At 44.1% G+C, this 15,430-nt stretch carries 16 protein-coding genes; 6 read left to right on the top strand and 10 right to left on the bottom strand.

What is annotated here, in order from left to right; translation table 11 throughout:
• Positions 1-9: 9 nt before the first annotated feature.
• Both ACXQIQ_RS18035 and ACXQIQ_RS18030 read right to left on the bottom strand, forming a co-directional pair.
• Positions 10-1,248 carry an NAD(P)-dependent malic enzyme gene (locus ACXQIQ_RS18035; RefSeq protein WP_439301001.1) on the bottom strand — a complete coding sequence of 413 codons (1,239 nt, stop codon included), beginning with the start codon at positions 1,246-1,248 and terminating at the stop codon, positions 10-12.
• Between the two features lie 135 nt (positions 1,249-1,383).
• On the bottom strand, positions 1,384-4,749 hold the full coding sequence (locus ACXQIQ_RS18030) for a DNA polymerase III subunit alpha (RefSeq protein ID WP_439301002.1): 3,366 nt from the start codon (positions 4,747-4,749) through the stop codon (positions 1,384-1,386).
• 134 nt (positions 4,750-4,883) lie between these two features.
• Between ACXQIQ_RS18030 and ACXQIQ_RS18025 the strand changes: the two genes are divergently transcribed.
• From ACXQIQ_RS18025 to ACXQIQ_RS18015, 3 genes are all read left to right on the top strand, one after another.
• The gene (locus ACXQIQ_RS18025; RefSeq protein ID WP_439301003.1) at positions 4,884-5,213 is read left to right on the top strand and encodes a YtrH family sporulation protein; all 330 of its coding nucleotides are present in this window, start codon (positions 4,884-4,886) and stop codon (positions 5,211-5,213) included.
• Entirely contained in the window at positions 5,213-5,716 is a 504-nt protein-coding gene (gene ytrI, locus ACXQIQ_RS18020; protein ID WP_439301004.1) for a sporulation membrane protein YtrI, read from the top strand. Before ACXQIQ_RS18025 ends, ytrI begins: the two co-directional genes overlap by 1 nt.
• A 105-nt stretch (positions 5,717-5,821) precedes the next feature.
• Positions 5,822-6,016, top strand: a complete 195-nt coding sequence (locus ACXQIQ_RS18015) for a hypothetical protein (protein ID WP_439301005.1) — start codon at positions 5,822-5,824, stop codon at positions 6,014-6,016.
• A gap of 55 nt (positions 6,017-6,071) precedes the next feature.
• Here ACXQIQ_RS18015 and ACXQIQ_RS18010 read toward each other — a convergent pair whose 3' ends face one another.
• The gene (locus ACXQIQ_RS18010) at positions 6,072-7,016 is read right to left on the bottom strand and encodes a DHH family phosphoesterase (RefSeq protein WP_439301006.1); all 945 of its coding nucleotides are present in this window, start codon (positions 7,014-7,016) and stop codon (positions 6,072-6,074) included.
• A 106-nt stretch (positions 7,017-7,122) separates the two neighbouring features.
• On the opposite strand from ACXQIQ_RS18010, the gene ACXQIQ_RS18005 reads away from it, so the two are divergent.
• Positions 7,123-7,428, top strand: a complete 306-nt coding sequence (locus ACXQIQ_RS18005) for a YtpI family protein (RefSeq protein ID WP_439301007.1) — start codon at positions 7,123-7,125, stop codon at positions 7,426-7,428.
• A gap of 50 nt (positions 7,429-7,478) precedes the next feature.
• Here the strand turns inward: ACXQIQ_RS18005 and ACXQIQ_RS18000 are convergent, their stop codons facing one another.
• The 5 genes from ACXQIQ_RS18000 to ACXQIQ_RS17980 form a co-directional block, all read right to left on the bottom strand.
• The gene (locus tag ACXQIQ_RS18000) at positions 7,479-8,798 is read right to left on the bottom strand and encodes a DRTGG domain-containing protein (protein ID WP_439301982.1); all 1,320 of its coding nucleotides are present in this window, start codon (positions 8,796-8,798) and stop codon (positions 7,479-7,481) included.
• 61 nt (positions 8,799-8,859) lie between these two features.
• Positions 8,860-9,105, bottom strand: a complete 246-nt coding sequence (locus tag ACXQIQ_RS17995; protein ID WP_439301008.1) for a hypothetical protein — start codon at positions 9,103-9,105, stop codon at positions 8,860-8,862.
• An 80-nt stretch (positions 9,106-9,185) separates the two neighbouring features.
• The gene (locus ACXQIQ_RS17990) at positions 9,186-9,866 is read right to left on the bottom strand and encodes a metal-dependent hydrolase (protein WP_439301009.1); all 681 of its coding nucleotides are present in this window, start codon (positions 9,864-9,866) and stop codon (positions 9,186-9,188) included.
• 648 nt (positions 9,867-10,514) lie between these two features.
• A complete protein-coding gene (gene ald / locus ACXQIQ_RS17985) occupies positions 10,515-11,630 on the bottom strand; it encodes an alanine dehydrogenase (RefSeq protein ID WP_439301010.1) in 1,116 nt (371 codons plus the stop codon).
• 215 nt (positions 11,631-11,845) lie between these two features.
• Positions 11,846-12,007 (bottom strand): hypothetical protein, encoded by a 162-nt coding sequence (locus tag ACXQIQ_RS17980; RefSeq protein ID WP_439301011.1) that lies wholly within the window; start codon positions 12,005-12,007, stop codon positions 11,846-11,848.
• 160 nt (positions 12,008-12,167) lie between these two features.
• On the opposite strand from ACXQIQ_RS17980, the gene ACXQIQ_RS17975 reads away from it, so the two are divergent.
• Both ACXQIQ_RS17975 and ACXQIQ_RS17970 read left to right on the top strand, forming a co-directional pair.
• Positions 12,168-12,482, top strand: coding sequence for a hypothetical protein (locus ACXQIQ_RS17975; protein ID WP_439301012.1), 315 nt, complete (start codon positions 12,168-12,170; stop codon positions 12,480-12,482).
• A gap of 22 nt (positions 12,483-12,504) precedes the next feature.
• The gene (locus ACXQIQ_RS17970; protein ID WP_439301013.1) at positions 12,505-13,839 is read left to right on the top strand and encodes a Na+/H+ antiporter NhaC family protein; all 1,335 of its coding nucleotides are present in this window, start codon (positions 12,505-12,507) and stop codon (positions 13,837-13,839) included.
• A 32-nt stretch (positions 13,840-13,871) separates the two neighbouring features.
• On the opposite strand, the gene ACXQIQ_RS17965 is transcribed toward ACXQIQ_RS17970, so the two are convergent.
• Both ACXQIQ_RS17965 and ACXQIQ_RS17960 read right to left on the bottom strand, forming a co-directional pair.
• Positions 13,872-14,381: a MogA/MoaB family molybdenum cofactor biosynthesis protein gene (locus ACXQIQ_RS17965; protein WP_439301014.1), complete on the bottom strand. Its 510-nt coding sequence runs from the start codon at positions 14,379-14,381 to the stop codon at positions 13,872-13,874.
• A 6-nt stretch (positions 14,382-14,387) separates the two neighbouring features.
• Positions 14,388-15,227 carry an EcsC family protein gene (locus tag ACXQIQ_RS17960; protein ID WP_439301015.1) on the bottom strand — a complete coding sequence of 280 codons (840 nt, stop codon included), beginning with the start codon at positions 15,225-15,227 and terminating at the stop codon, positions 14,388-14,390.
• Between the last annotated feature and the right edge of the window lie 203 nt (positions 15,228-15,430).

The raw sequence follows: 15,430 nt of genomic DNA, 5'->3' as shown, positions 1-15,430 counted from the left end.
TTAAGAGGCTTATTCTTCTTCAATCAATGAAAGTCGACGCGTTTTTTCTGCGATTTCCTCAGGATCCACATTGATTCTTGCTACACCCGTTTCCATCGCGGCCTTTGCTACTGAAGCTGCAACGGCTGGCGCTACTCTAGGATCGAATGGAGCTGGTATGACATAATCTTCGGATAGCTCGTCTTCGTCGATCAAGTCCGCAATCGCATAAACCGCAGCAATCTTCATTTCTTCGTTAATGTGGGTTGCACGTGTATCGAGCGCACCACGGAAAATTCCAGGGAACGCAAGGACGTTATTTACCTGGTTCGCAAAGTCTGAACGACCCGTACCGATGACTTTCGCACCTGCTTCTTTCGCTTCTCCTGGCATGATTTCTGGCACAGGATTGGCCATTGCGAAAATGATCGGGTCATCATTCATCGTTTGGACCATCTCTTGAGTGAGAGCACCTTCAACTGATACTCCGATAAAGACATCCATTCCTTTAACCGCTTCTTCAAGCTTTCCTTCCACTTGTTGACGGTTCGTGAAGTGTGAGACTTCTTCTTTTACACGGTTCATACCGTAAGGACGACCTTCATAAATGGCACCTTTCGAGTCACACATGATGATGTCTTTCACACCGAAACGGTTCAATAGCTTGATGATGGCAATACCAGCAGAACCTGCTCCATTGACGACCACTTTGATCGATGACATAGACTTTCCAGTCAACTTGAGCGCATTGACTAGTCCTGCGACCGTAACGATCGCCGTTCCGTGTTGGTCATCATGGAAAATTGGGATGTTTGTCTCTTTCTTCAAGCGTTCTTCAATGATGAAACAGTTCGGTGCTGCGATATCTTCAAGATTCACACCGCCGAAAGTCGGTTCCATCAGTTTGACAGATTGGACGATTTCATCAACATCCGTCGTATTCAAGCAGATTGGAAAAGCATCGACTCCTGCGAAGCTTTTGAAAAGGACCGCTTTTCCTTCCATTACAGGTAAAGCAGCTTCTGGGCCGATATTTCCAAGCCCGAGTACAGCCGTGCCATCAGATACGACTGCGACTGTATTCCCTTTCATCGTATATTCGTATACTCTGTTCTTATCTTCATAGATTTCCTTACAAGGTTCTGCGACTCCTGGCGAATATGCCAAGCTTAAGTCCTGTGCATTCCGTACAGGAACCTTCGCTTTCGATTCTAGTTTTCCTTGATTGATCCTATGCATGTGTAGTGCTTCTTCTCTAGAAACAGACATACGTTCATCTCCCTCATTCTTTTATATATGTGAATGAAATAGTCTGCTTGTACAAAATGGACAAACGAGGTGGTCTGACCACCTATTGACTTATACATTATAACAAACCTCATTCACCTGTAAAGATTTAGCGGTTTATTTTAACACGACATTTTTTGAGCCGAGTAACGATTCAAACTTTACAACACATTCTTTGACGGGGTCAATGCTGAATTCCTCGGATAGACGGACAATTTTTTTGCTCTGTTCATAGTACAAGATGACATCTGTCGTACCTGGGTAATCGAGTACGATGTTCTTGATTTGATGCAGCACACCCTTATCTTGCTGTGAAGCTTCAATCTTCAAATATAGATCCCGTTTCTGATTGCTTTGGTTACTAGTGACTGTCTGTAGGCTGGCCGCTTTTTCTACGATGAACTTCACATCGTCAGACTTTTCTACATTGCCCTCTAATAATAGGAGACTTCCTTCCTGATATAATTCTGGTTGTTGTTTGTAGGCTTTTGGAAAGACGATACCTTCCAATTCTCCAGTTTCATCTCCCAATTGAAGAAACGCCATCCAGTCTCCTTTTTTTGTTTTGATCAGCTTCGCTTTCGTCACCATCGCACCGATACGAATCCGTTTCGTTTCTCCTTCAATTTCTCCAATTCTAGTGCAACTGAACCCTTGTAGCGCCTCGCTGAATTGCTCAAGCGGGTGTCCAGTCAGATAGAAACCTAGGGCTTCATATTCGAATTGGAGCGTCTCTTTATCCTGGAATGGTGGTACATCTTCCATCACTGGGCTCTCCACTGTCTCTTCATCTTGGAATAAATCAATCTGTCCTTCCGCCTCTGCTTTTTGAATCTTTGCACCATAATCGATTGCGGCGTCAAGATTCGCAAGCAACTGTGCCCGATTGGTTGTAAATTCATCCAGGCACCCTGCTAAGATCAGCGATTCCAATGACCGTTTGTTCATCGTTTTCAAGGAAACTCTTCTGCATAAGTCATACAGGTTCTTGAAGCGACCTTTCTTCCTTTCTATCAAAATCGCTTCAATCGCACGAATTCCAACGTTTTTGATGACCATCAGGCCGATCCGTAGTCCTTCGTCTTCAACCGTGAACCCTGCGGCACTATCGTTGATGGAAGGGGGATGGATGAATATACCTTTCTGACGGATCTCACCTAAGTAGGCTGCTGTCTTACCATGATTCCCCACAATGCTACTCAGTAATTCAGCCAGGAAATAAAGTGGATAGTTCGCTTTCAAATAGGCAAGCTGATAAGCGATTACACTATAGGCTACAGCGTGGGATCGGTTAAAACCGTAATTGGCGAAGCGGACGATCAAGTCATATACTTCATCTGCGGAAGCAGTATCATACCCTTTCTGTACGGCTCCACTCACGAAATGTTCCCGCTGCTCATGTAAAACTTCCGCTTTCTTCTTCCCGACAGCCCTTCTGAGCATATCCGCTTCCCCTAACGAAAATCCTGCCATCTTCGAAGCGATCTGCATGATCTGCTCCTGGTAAACGATGACGCCATATGTTTTTTGTAAAATCGGCTTCAAGTCTGGATGCGGATAAGCAACCGTATTCTGTTGATGCTTCCTTTCAATATAAACAGGTATGTTTTCCATCGGACCTGGTCGGTAAAGAGCATTAACGGCGACGATGTCTTCGAATTCACTTGGCTTCAGTTTTTTCAACACGCGTCGCATACCTTCAGACTCCAACTGGAAAATCCCCGTCGTATCTCCTTCGCTGAGCAATTCGTACGTTTTTCCATCGTCAAATGGCAACATATGTAGCGGGATCTGCTTTCCAGTCTGAGCTTCAATCGATGCCGTAATGTTCTCAAGCAAGGTCAAATTTCGGAGACCGAGGAAGTCCATTTTCAAAAGACCGATGTCCTCTAGTCCATCCATCGTATATTGAGTCAGTGATAAAAATTCTCCGCCTGATTGGGTCGGCACAACATTCGTCAGCGGATCCTTACTGATGACGATTCCAGCCGCATGCGTGGAAGCATGACGTGGAATGCCTTCGATCGTTTTGGAAATCCTCCATAGATGTTGTGCGTCCTCCGATTGATCAAGGGTCTTTTTCAAAAGCGGGGATTCTTCCAGCGCTTTATCGAGCGTGATTCCAGGTCTAGACGGAATTTGTTTCGCCACCCGGTCGACCAGCTGGTTGTCCAGGCTAAGCACCCGTCCCACGTCCCTCACAGCCGCACGCGCGGCGAGTGTACCAAACGTAATGATCTGCGCGACACGATCTTTTCCATATTTCTGCGCAACATATTCAATCACATCGTCACGCTTCGTATCCGGAAAATCGATATCGATATCGGGCATGGTTACACGCTCTGGATTCAAGAAACGCTCAAATAAGAGCTCATGTTCAATCGGATCGACCTGTGTGATGAACAGGACGTAGGATACAAGAGATCCAGCTGCGGATCCTCGCCCTGGGCCAGTCATGATGCCGTTTTCTTGCGCATGCTTCATAAAGTCCCAAACGATCAGAAAGTAATCATTGAATCCCATACGGTCGATAATATCTAGTTCATACTCCAAACGCTCCTGTACCTCTTGAGAAGGGGCTTGGCCGTATCTTTTTTCAACACCAGTTTGACAAACTTTATGCAAATACGTTTTGCTCGATTCGCCTTCCGGTAGTGGATAAGCGGGTAGAATGGGGTTCCCGAATGTAAGCTCAACATTACATTTGTCTGCGATTTTTCCCGTATTTTCTAACGCTTCAGGGGTATGGGAGAACAACTCTTTCATTTCACCAGCTGTTTTGAAGTAATGCTCATCCGTCTGGAACCGGCCTTCGTCTTCTTCATTCAACTTCTTACCGAGCTTGATAGCGCGCAACGCTTCATAAGCCTTTGAGTCGTTCTGATCTATGTAATGGATGTTGTTCGTTACAACGAGCGGGACGTCCGTCTCCTTCGATAATTGGACTAGCGTAAGGTTCAGTTCCTTTTCCTTCCCAAGTCCGTGATCTTCAAGACCAAGATAAAAGTTACCTTCGAAAAGATTTTTCATATAATCAATCAGCTTGTTGTGCTGATCTTTTCCACTAAGCAAGGTTCTTTGGATGATACCTTCCACTCCAGAAGAAACAGCCAACAAACCTTCACAATACTTATGTAAATCATTGAAATCCAAGGCATGTTGCGAATTCCGTTCATCCGCTTGGAGTTTGGAACTGATTTCAATCAGATTTTGGTAGCCTTGATGGTTCATTGCATATAAGAGCAACCGCACAGGGGCTGTGTCTTGTTTAGATTGGATATCTATATCTAATCCGAGAATCGGTTTAATCCCTTTGGCCTGACATGATTTATAAAAAGGGATGATCCCATACATGACGTTCCGGTCGGTGATTGCGAGTGACTGCATTCCTTCTTCTTTCGCCTTATCTGTCAAACGCTCGATACGGCACGCACTCTCCAATAAAGAAAATTCGCTATGTACGTTCAAATGGACGTAGCCCATCAGCTGTCACTCCCTTCTTTAAACATCTTATCCCCATTATATACAAGACAAGGACAACAATAAATCAAGCATACTTGAAGATGGCTGTCCATATTTATAGTTATGAGTGATCCCATTAAAAGGTGGAATGATTTATGGTCCGCGATTTCGTTGCTACAAATATAATCAATTTTTTCGTAGCTTTCGGCATTATAGTTGGTGGTTCAGTAATTGGCGCCATTGGCATGACTCTGATGGGCAAACCCCCATTCGAGTCCATGAATGCGTTATCTAGAAGCTTGAAGATATGGGCAATTGTAGCAGCAATCGGTGGTACTTTTGATACAATCAATAATTTCGAGAGAGGATTGTTCAACGGAACGACTTTGGAGGTAATCAATCAATGTATCTATATTATTGCAGCGCTAATAGGAGCTAATACTGGCGAATCTGTCATCAATTGGATTACTCAGGAGACAGAATAATGAGGATACCTCCTTTACATCGACGAAAGGGGTATCAACGTTTTTTTGCGGGGATCATCATAGGCACTTTAATCGGTTGGTTTTTCTTTTTATTAAGTTTTGGAGGATTGCAGAACCATTACATCATGGAAATCAAAAAAAGGGATCAGAGATATGAGGATTTGAATAACAAGTTTCAACACTATAGGGAAGATTACGATGAAAAAAATAAGGAGATCGAAAAGAATTTAAAAGTGCAGGAAATTGATGTGACCTTCTTAAACAGGGAAAAAGTAAAAATCAAAGGACTGATGTTCCACGAATTAGAGAGGTCAGTCAAATCAGAATTACATGATTTGCTTACAGATGATATTGAATCTGTTTCCAAGCATTCTGATCTTGTAATCAAAACATTAGAAAACAAGACATTCTTGATTGAAAATGAAAAATTCCAGGTAAAAGTCTATCAAATGCATCTTTATACAACCCTACGTTTATATTTGAATGTGGAAAGAGTCAAATAGATGCGGGTTTTTGACAATTCTGAGACAAATAGGCATAAGAGTCGCAAAGTACATGCACTTCGTATACAATAGAAATAGGATTAAAAGTGTAAAGGGGTAATGTGTATGATTATCAATCGAAAAGAAATGGCAAAGGCGAAGGTTGAGAAGTTGTTGAGCGGATATTCTGCTTTCGCAGAATCAAAAGAAGTTGCCGAATTGATTAAGAAACAAGCAAAAGAACTAAACATTGAATTCGTAGAGGACGTGACTGAAATTGGATCTTGGTTCATCCCAGCCAAACCCCAAGAACAGCAGTAAAAGTTAGCCCCGACCTTCAGACAGGAAGGATACGGGGCTATTATTATGGACTTTTTTAGGTCGTTTCTTTGCAAGCCTCGATTAGATCTTGGATGATCTGTTCCGTTTCCTTGATTGTATGGACCGTCGCTCCGGATGCCATTGGATGGCCTCCGCCGTTATACTTCGCCGCAATCGTATTGACGATCGGACCTTTAGAACGCAATCGGACACGGATCTGGTCTGGTTCCTCTACGAAAAACACCCACGTCTTCAACCCTTCAACATTGGAAAACGTGTTGACAAGCAGCGAAGACTCGCTCGGTGTCGTGTTGAATTCCTCCATCACTTCTTTTGTCAGATAGATGTATCCGACTCCAGGATCTACATATTGAAAATGGGATAAAACATACCCATTCAAGCGTGCAAGGTTCAAGGAAACCTTGTACATCTCATTATAGACGCCAGACAGATCGAAATCATAATTGCGTAATTCTCCAGCGAATTTCATCGTTTTCTCAGTCGCGTTCGGGAACAAGAATCTGCCTGTATCTCCTACAATCCCTGTATATAACAGCTCTGCTCCTTTATCCGTCAGTTTGAATGAATGATTGTCTCTCCCATAAAGGTAAAATTCATAAATCATTTCACTGACGCTGCTTGCTTCTGTATCGACCCAGATCATGTCTCCGTATTTATCTTCATTCGGATGGTGATCGATCTTGATCATGAAATCCCCTAGAGAATAACGTGTATCACTGATTCGAGCCTCGTTGGCTGTATCACAGATGATCACCAGTGCACCTTTATATTCGTCATCCTCAATTGTGTCCATCCGGTTCATGAATGTCAGTGAAGGCTCTTCTTCTCCGACGACGTAGATCGACTTCTTTGGAAAAGTCGCCTTCAGGATTTCTGCCAATCCACCTTGTGATCCGAGTGCATCCGGATCAGGACGGACGTGGCGATGGATGATGATCTTGTCATAGTCTTTGATCTTCTCAATAATTTGTTCTTTCATCTTGTACTCCTTCTATCTGTAACCTAATGTTCATTTCTAAATATGGATTTTTATGTTGAACTTCTATACAATGGTAGTCGACATCAATTCTAATTGGAGGATTACCATGCCTGCATTCATCATCATAATTGTAATTGCATTAAGTCTTTATATTTTCTATAAAATTAAAGAGTGGCGATTGAAAGCTCCATATGAAAAACGTTGGACGAAAGCGAAAGCGAATATCGCTTTGGGCACTTTCATCGGTACATATGGTCTGAACCGTTTGTTCATCAACGAATCCAAATACGATTTGATTATCGGAGGCGTCTTCCTCGTCCTAGGAATTTTGAATATCGTTATGGGATATAAAGCGTATAAGTATTTCTTGCCGCTCGCGATTGAAGAAAACGAGCAACAAACCAAATCCTAAAGCATATGTTGGGGGCTGACACGATGGTGTCGGCCCCCTTTTTGCATGGATTACATATGTCTGTCGATCAGCTGAGCCATCATGAGGGCTTTGCCTACGACATCCCCTTCATGATAAATTTCAACATCCACTTTCCCGTATCGGCGGCTCAGTTCCAATATTTTTGGTCGGATCGTAATTTTACTATCAATCTGTACAGGTTTCAAAAAGTAGAGGGTGATGTTCTCGACAACGAGGTCACCCTTCTTCTGCTTTCGAAGTGCACGGCTGCCGACCTCAGATACGAGCGTCGTCATGACACCATAAGACAACGTACCAAGGTAACTGGTCATCTGAGGTGTAATTTCACATGTATAGGATTCCTCATTATCCTCTTCTACAATATCCTGCACATGGCTCGTGATCAGGTCATCGAACGTTTCACCAACCTGCGGCTGTTTCTGTATCATTTGCAGCGCCTTCAGGACATCCTGACGGCTGATGATGCCATGCAAGGTCTGTTGTGCATCAATGACCGGAAGTAACTCAATTCCTTCCCAGATCATCATATGAGCAGCATTGGCGACAGACGTCGTCCCTTTCACCGAAATCGGATTTTTGGTCATCACTTTTTCAATCATGAGATCGTGATCGATTCCGATGATGTCTTTAGCGGTTACCACTCCGACGACACGCATCATTTTATCCACAACAGGATAACGGCTATGGCCCGTTGTTTCATTCAATTCATACCATCTGGAAACCTTGTCCGTTTTCATCAGATAGTTGGTATGTTCAATCGAAGTCGTAATGTCACTGACAAGGACGATCTCTTTTTTGATCAGCTGATCATAAATGGCACGGTTGATCATAGCAGCAACCGTGAACGTATCGTAGCTCGTTGAAATGACCGGAAGCTCCAACTCATCGGCTAGCTTTTTGACGGAGTCTTCTGTATCAAAGCCCCCGGTAATCAACACAGCGGCACCAGCTTTCAAACCAAGTGCATGAGCTTTCGTCCGGTTACCGACAATGAGAAGGCTGTCCGGGTCGACATAACGCATCATCGCCTCGAGTTTCATCGCCCCGATGACGAACTTGTTGAGCGTTTTATGCAATCCTTGTTTGCCACCTAACACTTGTCCGTCTACGACGTTGACGACCTCCGCATAGGTGAGTTTTTCAATGTTATCTTTGCGTTTCTTTTCGATTCGGATCGTTCCGACTCGTTCAATCGTGCTGACAGTGCCCTGGTTTTCGGCATCCTTTATCGCACGGTAGGCTGTACCCTCACTAACGGAAAGAGCTTTTGCGATTTGCCTGACGGATATTTTACTACCGATATCCAATGTTTCGATGTAATCTAGAATTTGTTCGTGTTTCGTTGCCATATTTTCACCAAGCTTTCTCATGGCTAAGTCTTTCCTATTATACTAAGGGTACAACACTACATCAATGTTGTCTTACTCTCTTGCGCTCTTTTTGCACCCGTTTGGACGGGGCACGCTCCGGTGCATATTGCGTATACCTCTGGAACATCAATGCGGACAGGTTCCCGCCAATCACTAAAACGGCGAAGATGAGCCAGATCGCAGAAAACCATCCACTTAAGCCCGGCTCCATCTCAGGGAGATACGGGACTGCAAAATACACGAGAGCAAGTCCAGCTAATAAAGATAATAGCAAACGATTCTTCAATGACATCGTCTCCTTTCATGTAGAGGTAGTCCTTTTTACATACTTTATGCAACCACCTCTAAAGAAAGAAGAACGTCCCTTTAAAGTTCGATGGATTCTCCTGATTTCAATACGCGTCCCTTTTTACCTTCCAAATCATTGACAAAAGCTTCTGGGTCCTGTTCGATGACCGGGAACGTATTATAGTGGACCGGAACGACAGTGTTCGCTTTCAACCAGCTTGCTGCGATTGAAGCATCCTCAGGTCCCATCGTGAAATTATCACCAATCGGCAAGAATGCGATATCGATGTAATTCTGCTCACCGATCAACTTCATATCTGAGAAAAGTGCCGTGTCCCCAGCGTGGTAGACCGTCTTGTCTTCTGCAGTGAAAAGAAGTCCAGCAGGCATGCCTGTGTAGACGACAGAGCCGTCTTCTTCCGCATAACTGGAACCATGGAACGCTTGCGTCAGTTTCACTTTTCCGAATTCAAATTCGTACGCACCACCGATGTGCATCGGATGCGTTTCAATTCCTTTTGTTGCGAGATAATTCGCTAGTTCAAATGGTGCTACGACTAGAGAGTCATTCCTTTTCGCAATATCGACAGTATCACCGACATGATCATTGTGACCATGTGTAAGCAGGATGACGTCGGCTTTCACTTCATCCGCAGTGATATGGCATTGCTCGTTCCCCGTGATAAAAGGGTCAATCCAAATCGACTTGCCATTTGTTTCAATTGCGACGACCGAATGTCCATAATACGTTACTTTCATTATGATCTCTCCTCTTTCCATATTTGTTGTTAGATCTGTTCTAATCCTTCTACCTGATGGATTCCTATTCCTTCTTCCAAGTAAAAAGATGAACACACAATTCTTGTACCCGTTTTTTTCGAGATTTAAAAAGCCGAGTTGAACAGTCAATACCTTTTTGACCCAAATTTGAACGAAATATCCCTCAGCTTTTTGGAAAAGGAAGACTTTTTTCACAAACTTTGTTGCTCTAAAGAGCGGTTGATTTCCGCTCCAGGATGCTCGCTTTCCGCGGAGCGTGCGGTGAGCCCACTCACTTGCACAGGATGTGCTGGCTTCGACGTTCACCACAGGACGTGGTGGGTCTTAGTCCAAGATACTTATAAAAAGTGAATAGCCTCCTTTTCAAGGGAGCCATTTGTGCTCCTGCGTCTACAAGATATTCCTGTCGATGCGAGCTTCCTCGTCGCATGCCTTGCGAGGAGATTATTCAGGTAGTAGGCACGCTGATCCCGCTGGAGTCTCGCACCTTGCTCTCCAATCAACTTGCACAGGGTGGTTTTTAAAAATGACTTAAAGCAACGATCTTTTAGAAAAGAGAAAGAAGGGCTGACCCGGCATCACGATTCAGGATGCTTTGGGTCAGCCCTTTCAATTTCTAGCCTTCCATTAAGAAAGCATTTTACGAACGTCATTATATTCTAAACCATGCGCTTGGGATACCGCTTCATACGTTACATAACCATCAAGCGTGTTGATTCCTTTAAGTAGCGCTTCGTTATCCTGACATGCTTGTACATAGCCTTTGTTTGCAATTTGCAATGCATAAGGTACCGTCACATTCGTCAATGCGATCGTTGATGTACGAGGTACAGCACCTGGCATGTTCGCAACTGCATAATGTACGACCCCATGTTTTTCATAAGTAGGGTTGTCGTGCGTTGTGATGCGATCTGTCGTTTCGAAGATTCCACCTTGATCGATGGCAACATCAACAAGAACAGCACCTTTACGCATTTCTTTGATCATGTCTTCTGTCACCAATTTCGGAGCTTTTGCTCCTGGGATCAAAACGGCACCGATGACAAGGTCAGAGTCTACAACTGACTCAGCGATGTTCAATGGGTTGGACATCAACGTGTTGATGTCAGAACCGAAGATGTCGTCCAATTGACGGAGACGTTCAGGGTTCAAGTCGATTACTGTTACACTCGCACCGAGACCGACTGCAATCTTGGCCGCATTCGTACCTGCGACACCTCCACCGATGACCGTTACCTTACCACGTTTGACGCCTGGTACTCCTCCAAGAAGGATACCCATTCCGCCATGCGGTTTTTCTAAGAAGGAAGCACCGATTTGCGTCGCCATACGACCTGCAACTTCACTCATTGGTGTCAGTAGTGGTAAGCTTCGATTCGGAAGTTGTACCGTTTCATAAGCGATTCCGACCACTTTGTTTTCAATAAGTGCTTTCGTCAATTCCGGCTCAGCAGCCAGGTGTAAATATGTAAAGAGAATCAACCCTTCACGGAAATATTGGTACTCTTCTTTCAAAGGTTCTTTCACCTTCATGACCATTTCCATGCTCCAAGCTTCTTCTGCTGTATCTACAATAAGAGCACCAGCTTCTTGGTATTGTTCATTCGTAAATCCTGAACCAAGTCCAGCATCCTTTTCAATATAAACTTCATGTCCAGATGACATCAGGTTGACAACCCCAGCCGGAGTCATTGCAACACGATTTTCATTGTTCTTAATCTCTCTTGGTACACCAATTCGCATAGTTTGCGACCTCCTAAATCAACAAATCTTCTTCCAGTCCGTGAGACTGCCCATTTAAAGATAACACCAAACGTCAAAAAGAAAAAGAGAAAAATTCGCAAGAAATCCTGTTATTCTACAGCATCTACAAATTATTGTATCCGCTTTCATTCTAACATATATAAAATCGGAAAGCTTTCTCCTCTATGGAGAAAGCTGATCCCCTTCTATCCGCTCTATCTCAACTGATTTTCTTCATTCATTTTGTTCGGCGTTTTTTGCTCGACAGACTGATCGACAACCCCGCTCTGGTAGGATTGCATGATCTGCTGTTGCACTTCAAATTCACCATTCGCATCGTATTGATACGCCTCAGGTCTTTTCGGCTGTTTCTGCATGAGTGATGCCTCCTTTTTACATCCGACCTCATGCTTTAGTATGCACCTTCACCACTCCTCATATTGCGAAAAAAGACGAAAATCAAATCGACCTTCAAATAAAAGCCATAGCCTAACACATCCATTTTCTGTACAATGTGGTTGAGTAGGGGGACTGAAGATGACTTATTCTTTCCAAATGGACGAGAGGCTCGGGATCAGACTGCCTGTTCTCAATGAGTCCTGGAACCAATATACCGTACAAACACAAGAGTCGATCTTATCGGAATGGGAAACGATCAGAGGTAAGATTCCAGACCGCATTAAGGAATTGGAACACCACATCAATGAAAAACAAGAACAATTGAACATAGAAGAAGATTTCGAAAGATCGTGCCAATTGAATTCTGACATAGCCGAGCTGGCATCCATCATCAATGACCTCTGGATATGGTATCGATTGAACAACCAAGTAACAGAAAAAAGTCACCAATAGAACGTTTTAATCGGAGGCTATTATGATGAACGTAGAAAAAGTCGTTTTTTCACCAAAAGAACTGATTATCCTTGTGGTCATTACAGTTTCCGGGCTGTTAATGGCCGTTTCCTTTGATTTTCAATTGTTGCTGGGTTTCATGCCTGGGTTTGTTTTACTGATTGGAAAGCTTATGCAAAAAGGCATAACGCTAAAAAGCACCGGACAAACCGCTTTAAAAGGAATCCACAGAAACAAGGAGATCATTTGGTTGCTTTCCTTGATTGGTGTACTGCTTCCATCGTGGGCCATCATCGGTACCGTACCCACGATGGTTTCCTTTATATTGTCCATCATCCAGCCGGAGCACTTCTTGTTGTTGTCGTTCCTGATGACGATGGTCATCTCACTCATACTCGGCACATCAGTCGGAAGTTTAAGTGTAATCGGATTGCCATTGATGGGGACGGCGCAAGCGTTAGGGGTTCCGTTGGAATGGACTGCAGGAGCTCTCATATCAGGGGCTTTCGTCGGGGATCGGTCCTCACCGTTATCGAGTGCGTTTCAATTGCTCGCCACCTCACTTGAACTGGAAACGAAAAAGCAATTCGCAGCCATCATTCCGACTGCAATCTTGACAATCATCGTCAGCAGCGGATTATTTGCATGGCTAGATAGCACAATCAATTTGAAAGCAATTAATGAAAGCCAGGTTTCTTTTTCCACAATTATGAGCGATTGGATCGTATTCATCCCAATCGTTATATTGCTCATAGCTGTGATCGTCGGAATAAAAATTCGTTACTCTTTCATGCTCAGTATCGGATCTGCCTTTCTCATCGTTTTGTTGAAAGGTATTCCAATAATGGACTGGCTCTCAGCGGTCGTAACAGGTTTCGATGACATCGGTGGTTTCTGGAGCATGGTTCCGTTCATCATTTTCATCAGTGTGGTCGGAATTTACAGCGAAATTTTAGAACGGTATCAGATTGTACAACCTTATATCAATAAGCTGCTTACGAACGACCATTCGCTCACGGTCAATTCCTTGCAAGGAGTTACCCTGGCTCTTGTCGTATCGCTCATCTCGCCGAATCAATCCTTTCCAATCATCTTGAACGGAAGGATGTTGCTTCCCCACTGGACGAAAAACTTCAGTGCACCGCAACTCGCACGTATTGTCAGTGATTCGACCATGGTGTACGCCGGACTCGTCCCGTGGAGTCTGCTAGCTGTCTTATGCAGTACAATCCTCGGCATTCCTGTCCTGCAATACGTTGTGTTCGCGTTCTTCTTGTGGCTGTCACCGTTCATGACCATCCTATATTCCATCTTCCGGGAAAAACGTTTGAATCCTGTCCACCAGATAGAAGCCTAAAAGAAAAGGATTGGCCAGTTTTTACACACTGGTCAATCCTTTTTGATTTCACGGACAACGTGGTTGATTTCCGGCAGGATCAACTTGTTCATTGCGAGCTTCACCGCTCCGCTTGATCCTGGAATCGAGAATACACCTGTATCCTTGTAAACCCCTGCAATGGCGCGACTCATGATCGCCGCTGAACCGATGTCTTCTGTGTAACTGAGCATCCGGAAGATCTCTCCGAACCCAGGTATTTCTTTATCTAAAAGTTCAGCTACTGCTTCAACTGTCACATCACGCTTGGCGATGCCCGTCCCGCCATTCAAAATGATCACATCAGTGCTAGGATCTTCACCAGCTTTTAAGACTGCATCCTGAATGAGATCCGCTTCATCTTTTACAATCGAATAGGAAGAAATCACATGACCGTTCTCTTCTAAAGCCCCCATGATCAGCTTCCCGCTTTTATCCGTTTCCTCTGTACGCGTATCACTGACCGTCACGACCATGACCGACACATGGTCCGGCGCACTCTGTTTATGATCTGATACACTCATGTTCGCTCACCCTTCTTGCTTTTCTAATAACCAACGCTTCTGATAAAAGTGGTTGGCGAAGTCTGTAATTTGTCTTGAGAGCTGATAGTTGGCGGCAGCCCCATAAACCATTCCCATCACCGGAATGCCCTGAATCAAGCGCTTTCTTAACATGAACAAGACCGTCCCTTTTCCGACAAGACCGACAAGGTGTCGCATCCATTTGTGGTCCGCAACGACTTCTTCCGTTTCAAACAAGTAAGGATTCATTTCTTGCTGCATGACTTCGTTCATCAGTTTATCCCATGCCTCATGTTGATGTTCTTTCGGAAGGGTAGCAGCATGAAATACACGTAAAGCAAGCACCGTTTCATAAGGCTGGTTGATAGGGTATCCGTATGATAAGGCTAACACCTGTATGGATCTGAGGTGAGCTGCGATACTAGCCGGGATGTCGATTCCTAGAAACAACAGTCCACCTGCTCCACTCAATCCTCCCTGTGCAAAAGAAAGCAGCCGATGCTTCGCCACCTGATGCTGTGCTATGTATCGAAGCTGTTCAATCCGGCAGTCCTTGATGTCTTCAAACACTTCCACGTTTTCGTTCATCGCCTGTGCGGAAAGCATGATTCGCTGTTTCGCATCCTGTTGGAACTGCGTGTTCAGAATGATGGAGTGCAAGTGAAACAGGAGATTGTCAATCGTATGTAGAGCACGCTCTTTCAATGTTGGATTCACCCGTGCGAGTGCTTCATCGAACGTTTTCACATAAGCTCGACTGAAGTCTGTCGGTACATATGTAAAGTATTCTTCTTCCCACTTTTGGATCGTGGACCATACTTGTTGTTCGTTTTTCGACCATTGCATAGCAAGCACCTCCGTAACTTTGCATCCATTATATCAAAAGGAAGCCATATCAGATAAGTCCTTAATATAAGACCGATTGATAAATCATTCCGCCTAGCCCCTTTTTTATTAGGATGACCATTCTATCCCCGAAAATCAGAAAAACTCAAAATAAGGGATAGAATGTAGCTCTTTCTATCCTCGAAAATTGAATTTAATCAAAA

The sequence above is a fragment of the Pseudalkalibacillus sp. Hm43 genome (genome assembly GCF_054170705.1).
Note: the sequence above shows the minus strand (reverse complement) of the source record. Positions and strands in the feature narration are given on the sequence as shown.

What these genes read in the sequence shown, in the direction of transcription:
- ACXQIQ_RS18030 (WP_439301002.1), bottom strand. Translation starts at nt 4,749, where the DNA reads ATGGGCTACGTCCATTTGAACGTACATAGCGAATTTTCTTTATTGGAG.
- ACXQIQ_RS17965 (WP_439301014.1), bottom strand. Translation starts at nt 14,381, where the DNA reads ATGAGTGTATCAGATCATAAACAGAGTGCGCCGGACCATGTGTCGGTC.
- ACXQIQ_RS17960 (WP_439301015.1), bottom strand. Translation starts at nt 15,227, where the DNA reads ATGCAATGGTCGAAAAACGAACAACAAGTATGGTCCACGATCCAAAAG.
- ACXQIQ_RS18010 (WP_439301006.1), bottom strand. Translation starts at nt 7,016, where the DNA reads ATGAAAGAACAAATTATTGAGAAGATCAAAGACTATGACAAGATCATC.
- ACXQIQ_RS18000 (WP_439301982.1), bottom strand. Translation starts at nt 8,798, where the DNA reads ATGGCAACGAAACACGAACAAATTCTAGATTACATCGAAACATTGGAT.
- ACXQIQ_RS17980 (WP_439301011.1), bottom strand. Translation starts at nt 12,007, where the DNA reads ATGCAGAAACAGCCGAAAAGACCTGAGGCGTATCAATACGATGCGAAT.
- ACXQIQ_RS17970 (WP_439301013.1), top strand. Translation starts at nt 12,505, where the DNA reads ATGATGAACGTAGAAAAAGTCGTTTTTTCACCAAAAGAACTGATTATC.
- ald (WP_439301010.1), bottom strand. Translation starts at nt 11,630, where the DNA reads ATGCGAATTGGTGTACCAAGAGAGATTAAGAACAATGAAAATCGTGTT.
- ACXQIQ_RS17975 (WP_439301012.1), top strand. Translation starts at nt 12,168, where the DNA reads ATGACTTATTCTTTCCAAATGGACGAGAGGCTCGGGATCAGACTGCCT.
- ACXQIQ_RS18005 (WP_439301007.1), top strand. Translation starts at nt 7,123, where the DNA reads ATGCCTGCATTCATCATCATAATTGTAATTGCATTAAGTCTTTATATT.
- ACXQIQ_RS17990 (WP_439301009.1), bottom strand. Translation starts at nt 9,866, where the DNA reads ATGAAAGTAACGTATTATGGACATTCGGTCGTCGCAATTGAAACAAAT.
- ACXQIQ_RS18035 (WP_439301001.1), bottom strand. Translation starts at nt 1,248, where the DNA reads ATGTCTGTTTCTAGAGAAGAAGCACTACACATGCATAGGATCAATCAA.
- ACXQIQ_RS18015 (WP_439301005.1), top strand. Translation starts at nt 5,822, where the DNA reads ATGATTATCAATCGAAAAGAAATGGCAAAGGCGAAGGTTGAGAAGTTG.
- ACXQIQ_RS18025 (WP_439301003.1), top strand. Translation starts at nt 4,884, where the DNA reads ATGGTCCGCGATTTCGTTGCTACAAATATAATCAATTTTTTCGTAGCT.
- ytrI (WP_439301004.1), top strand. Translation starts at nt 5,213, where the DNA reads ATGAGGATACCTCCTTTACATCGACGAAAGGGGTATCAACGTTTTTTT.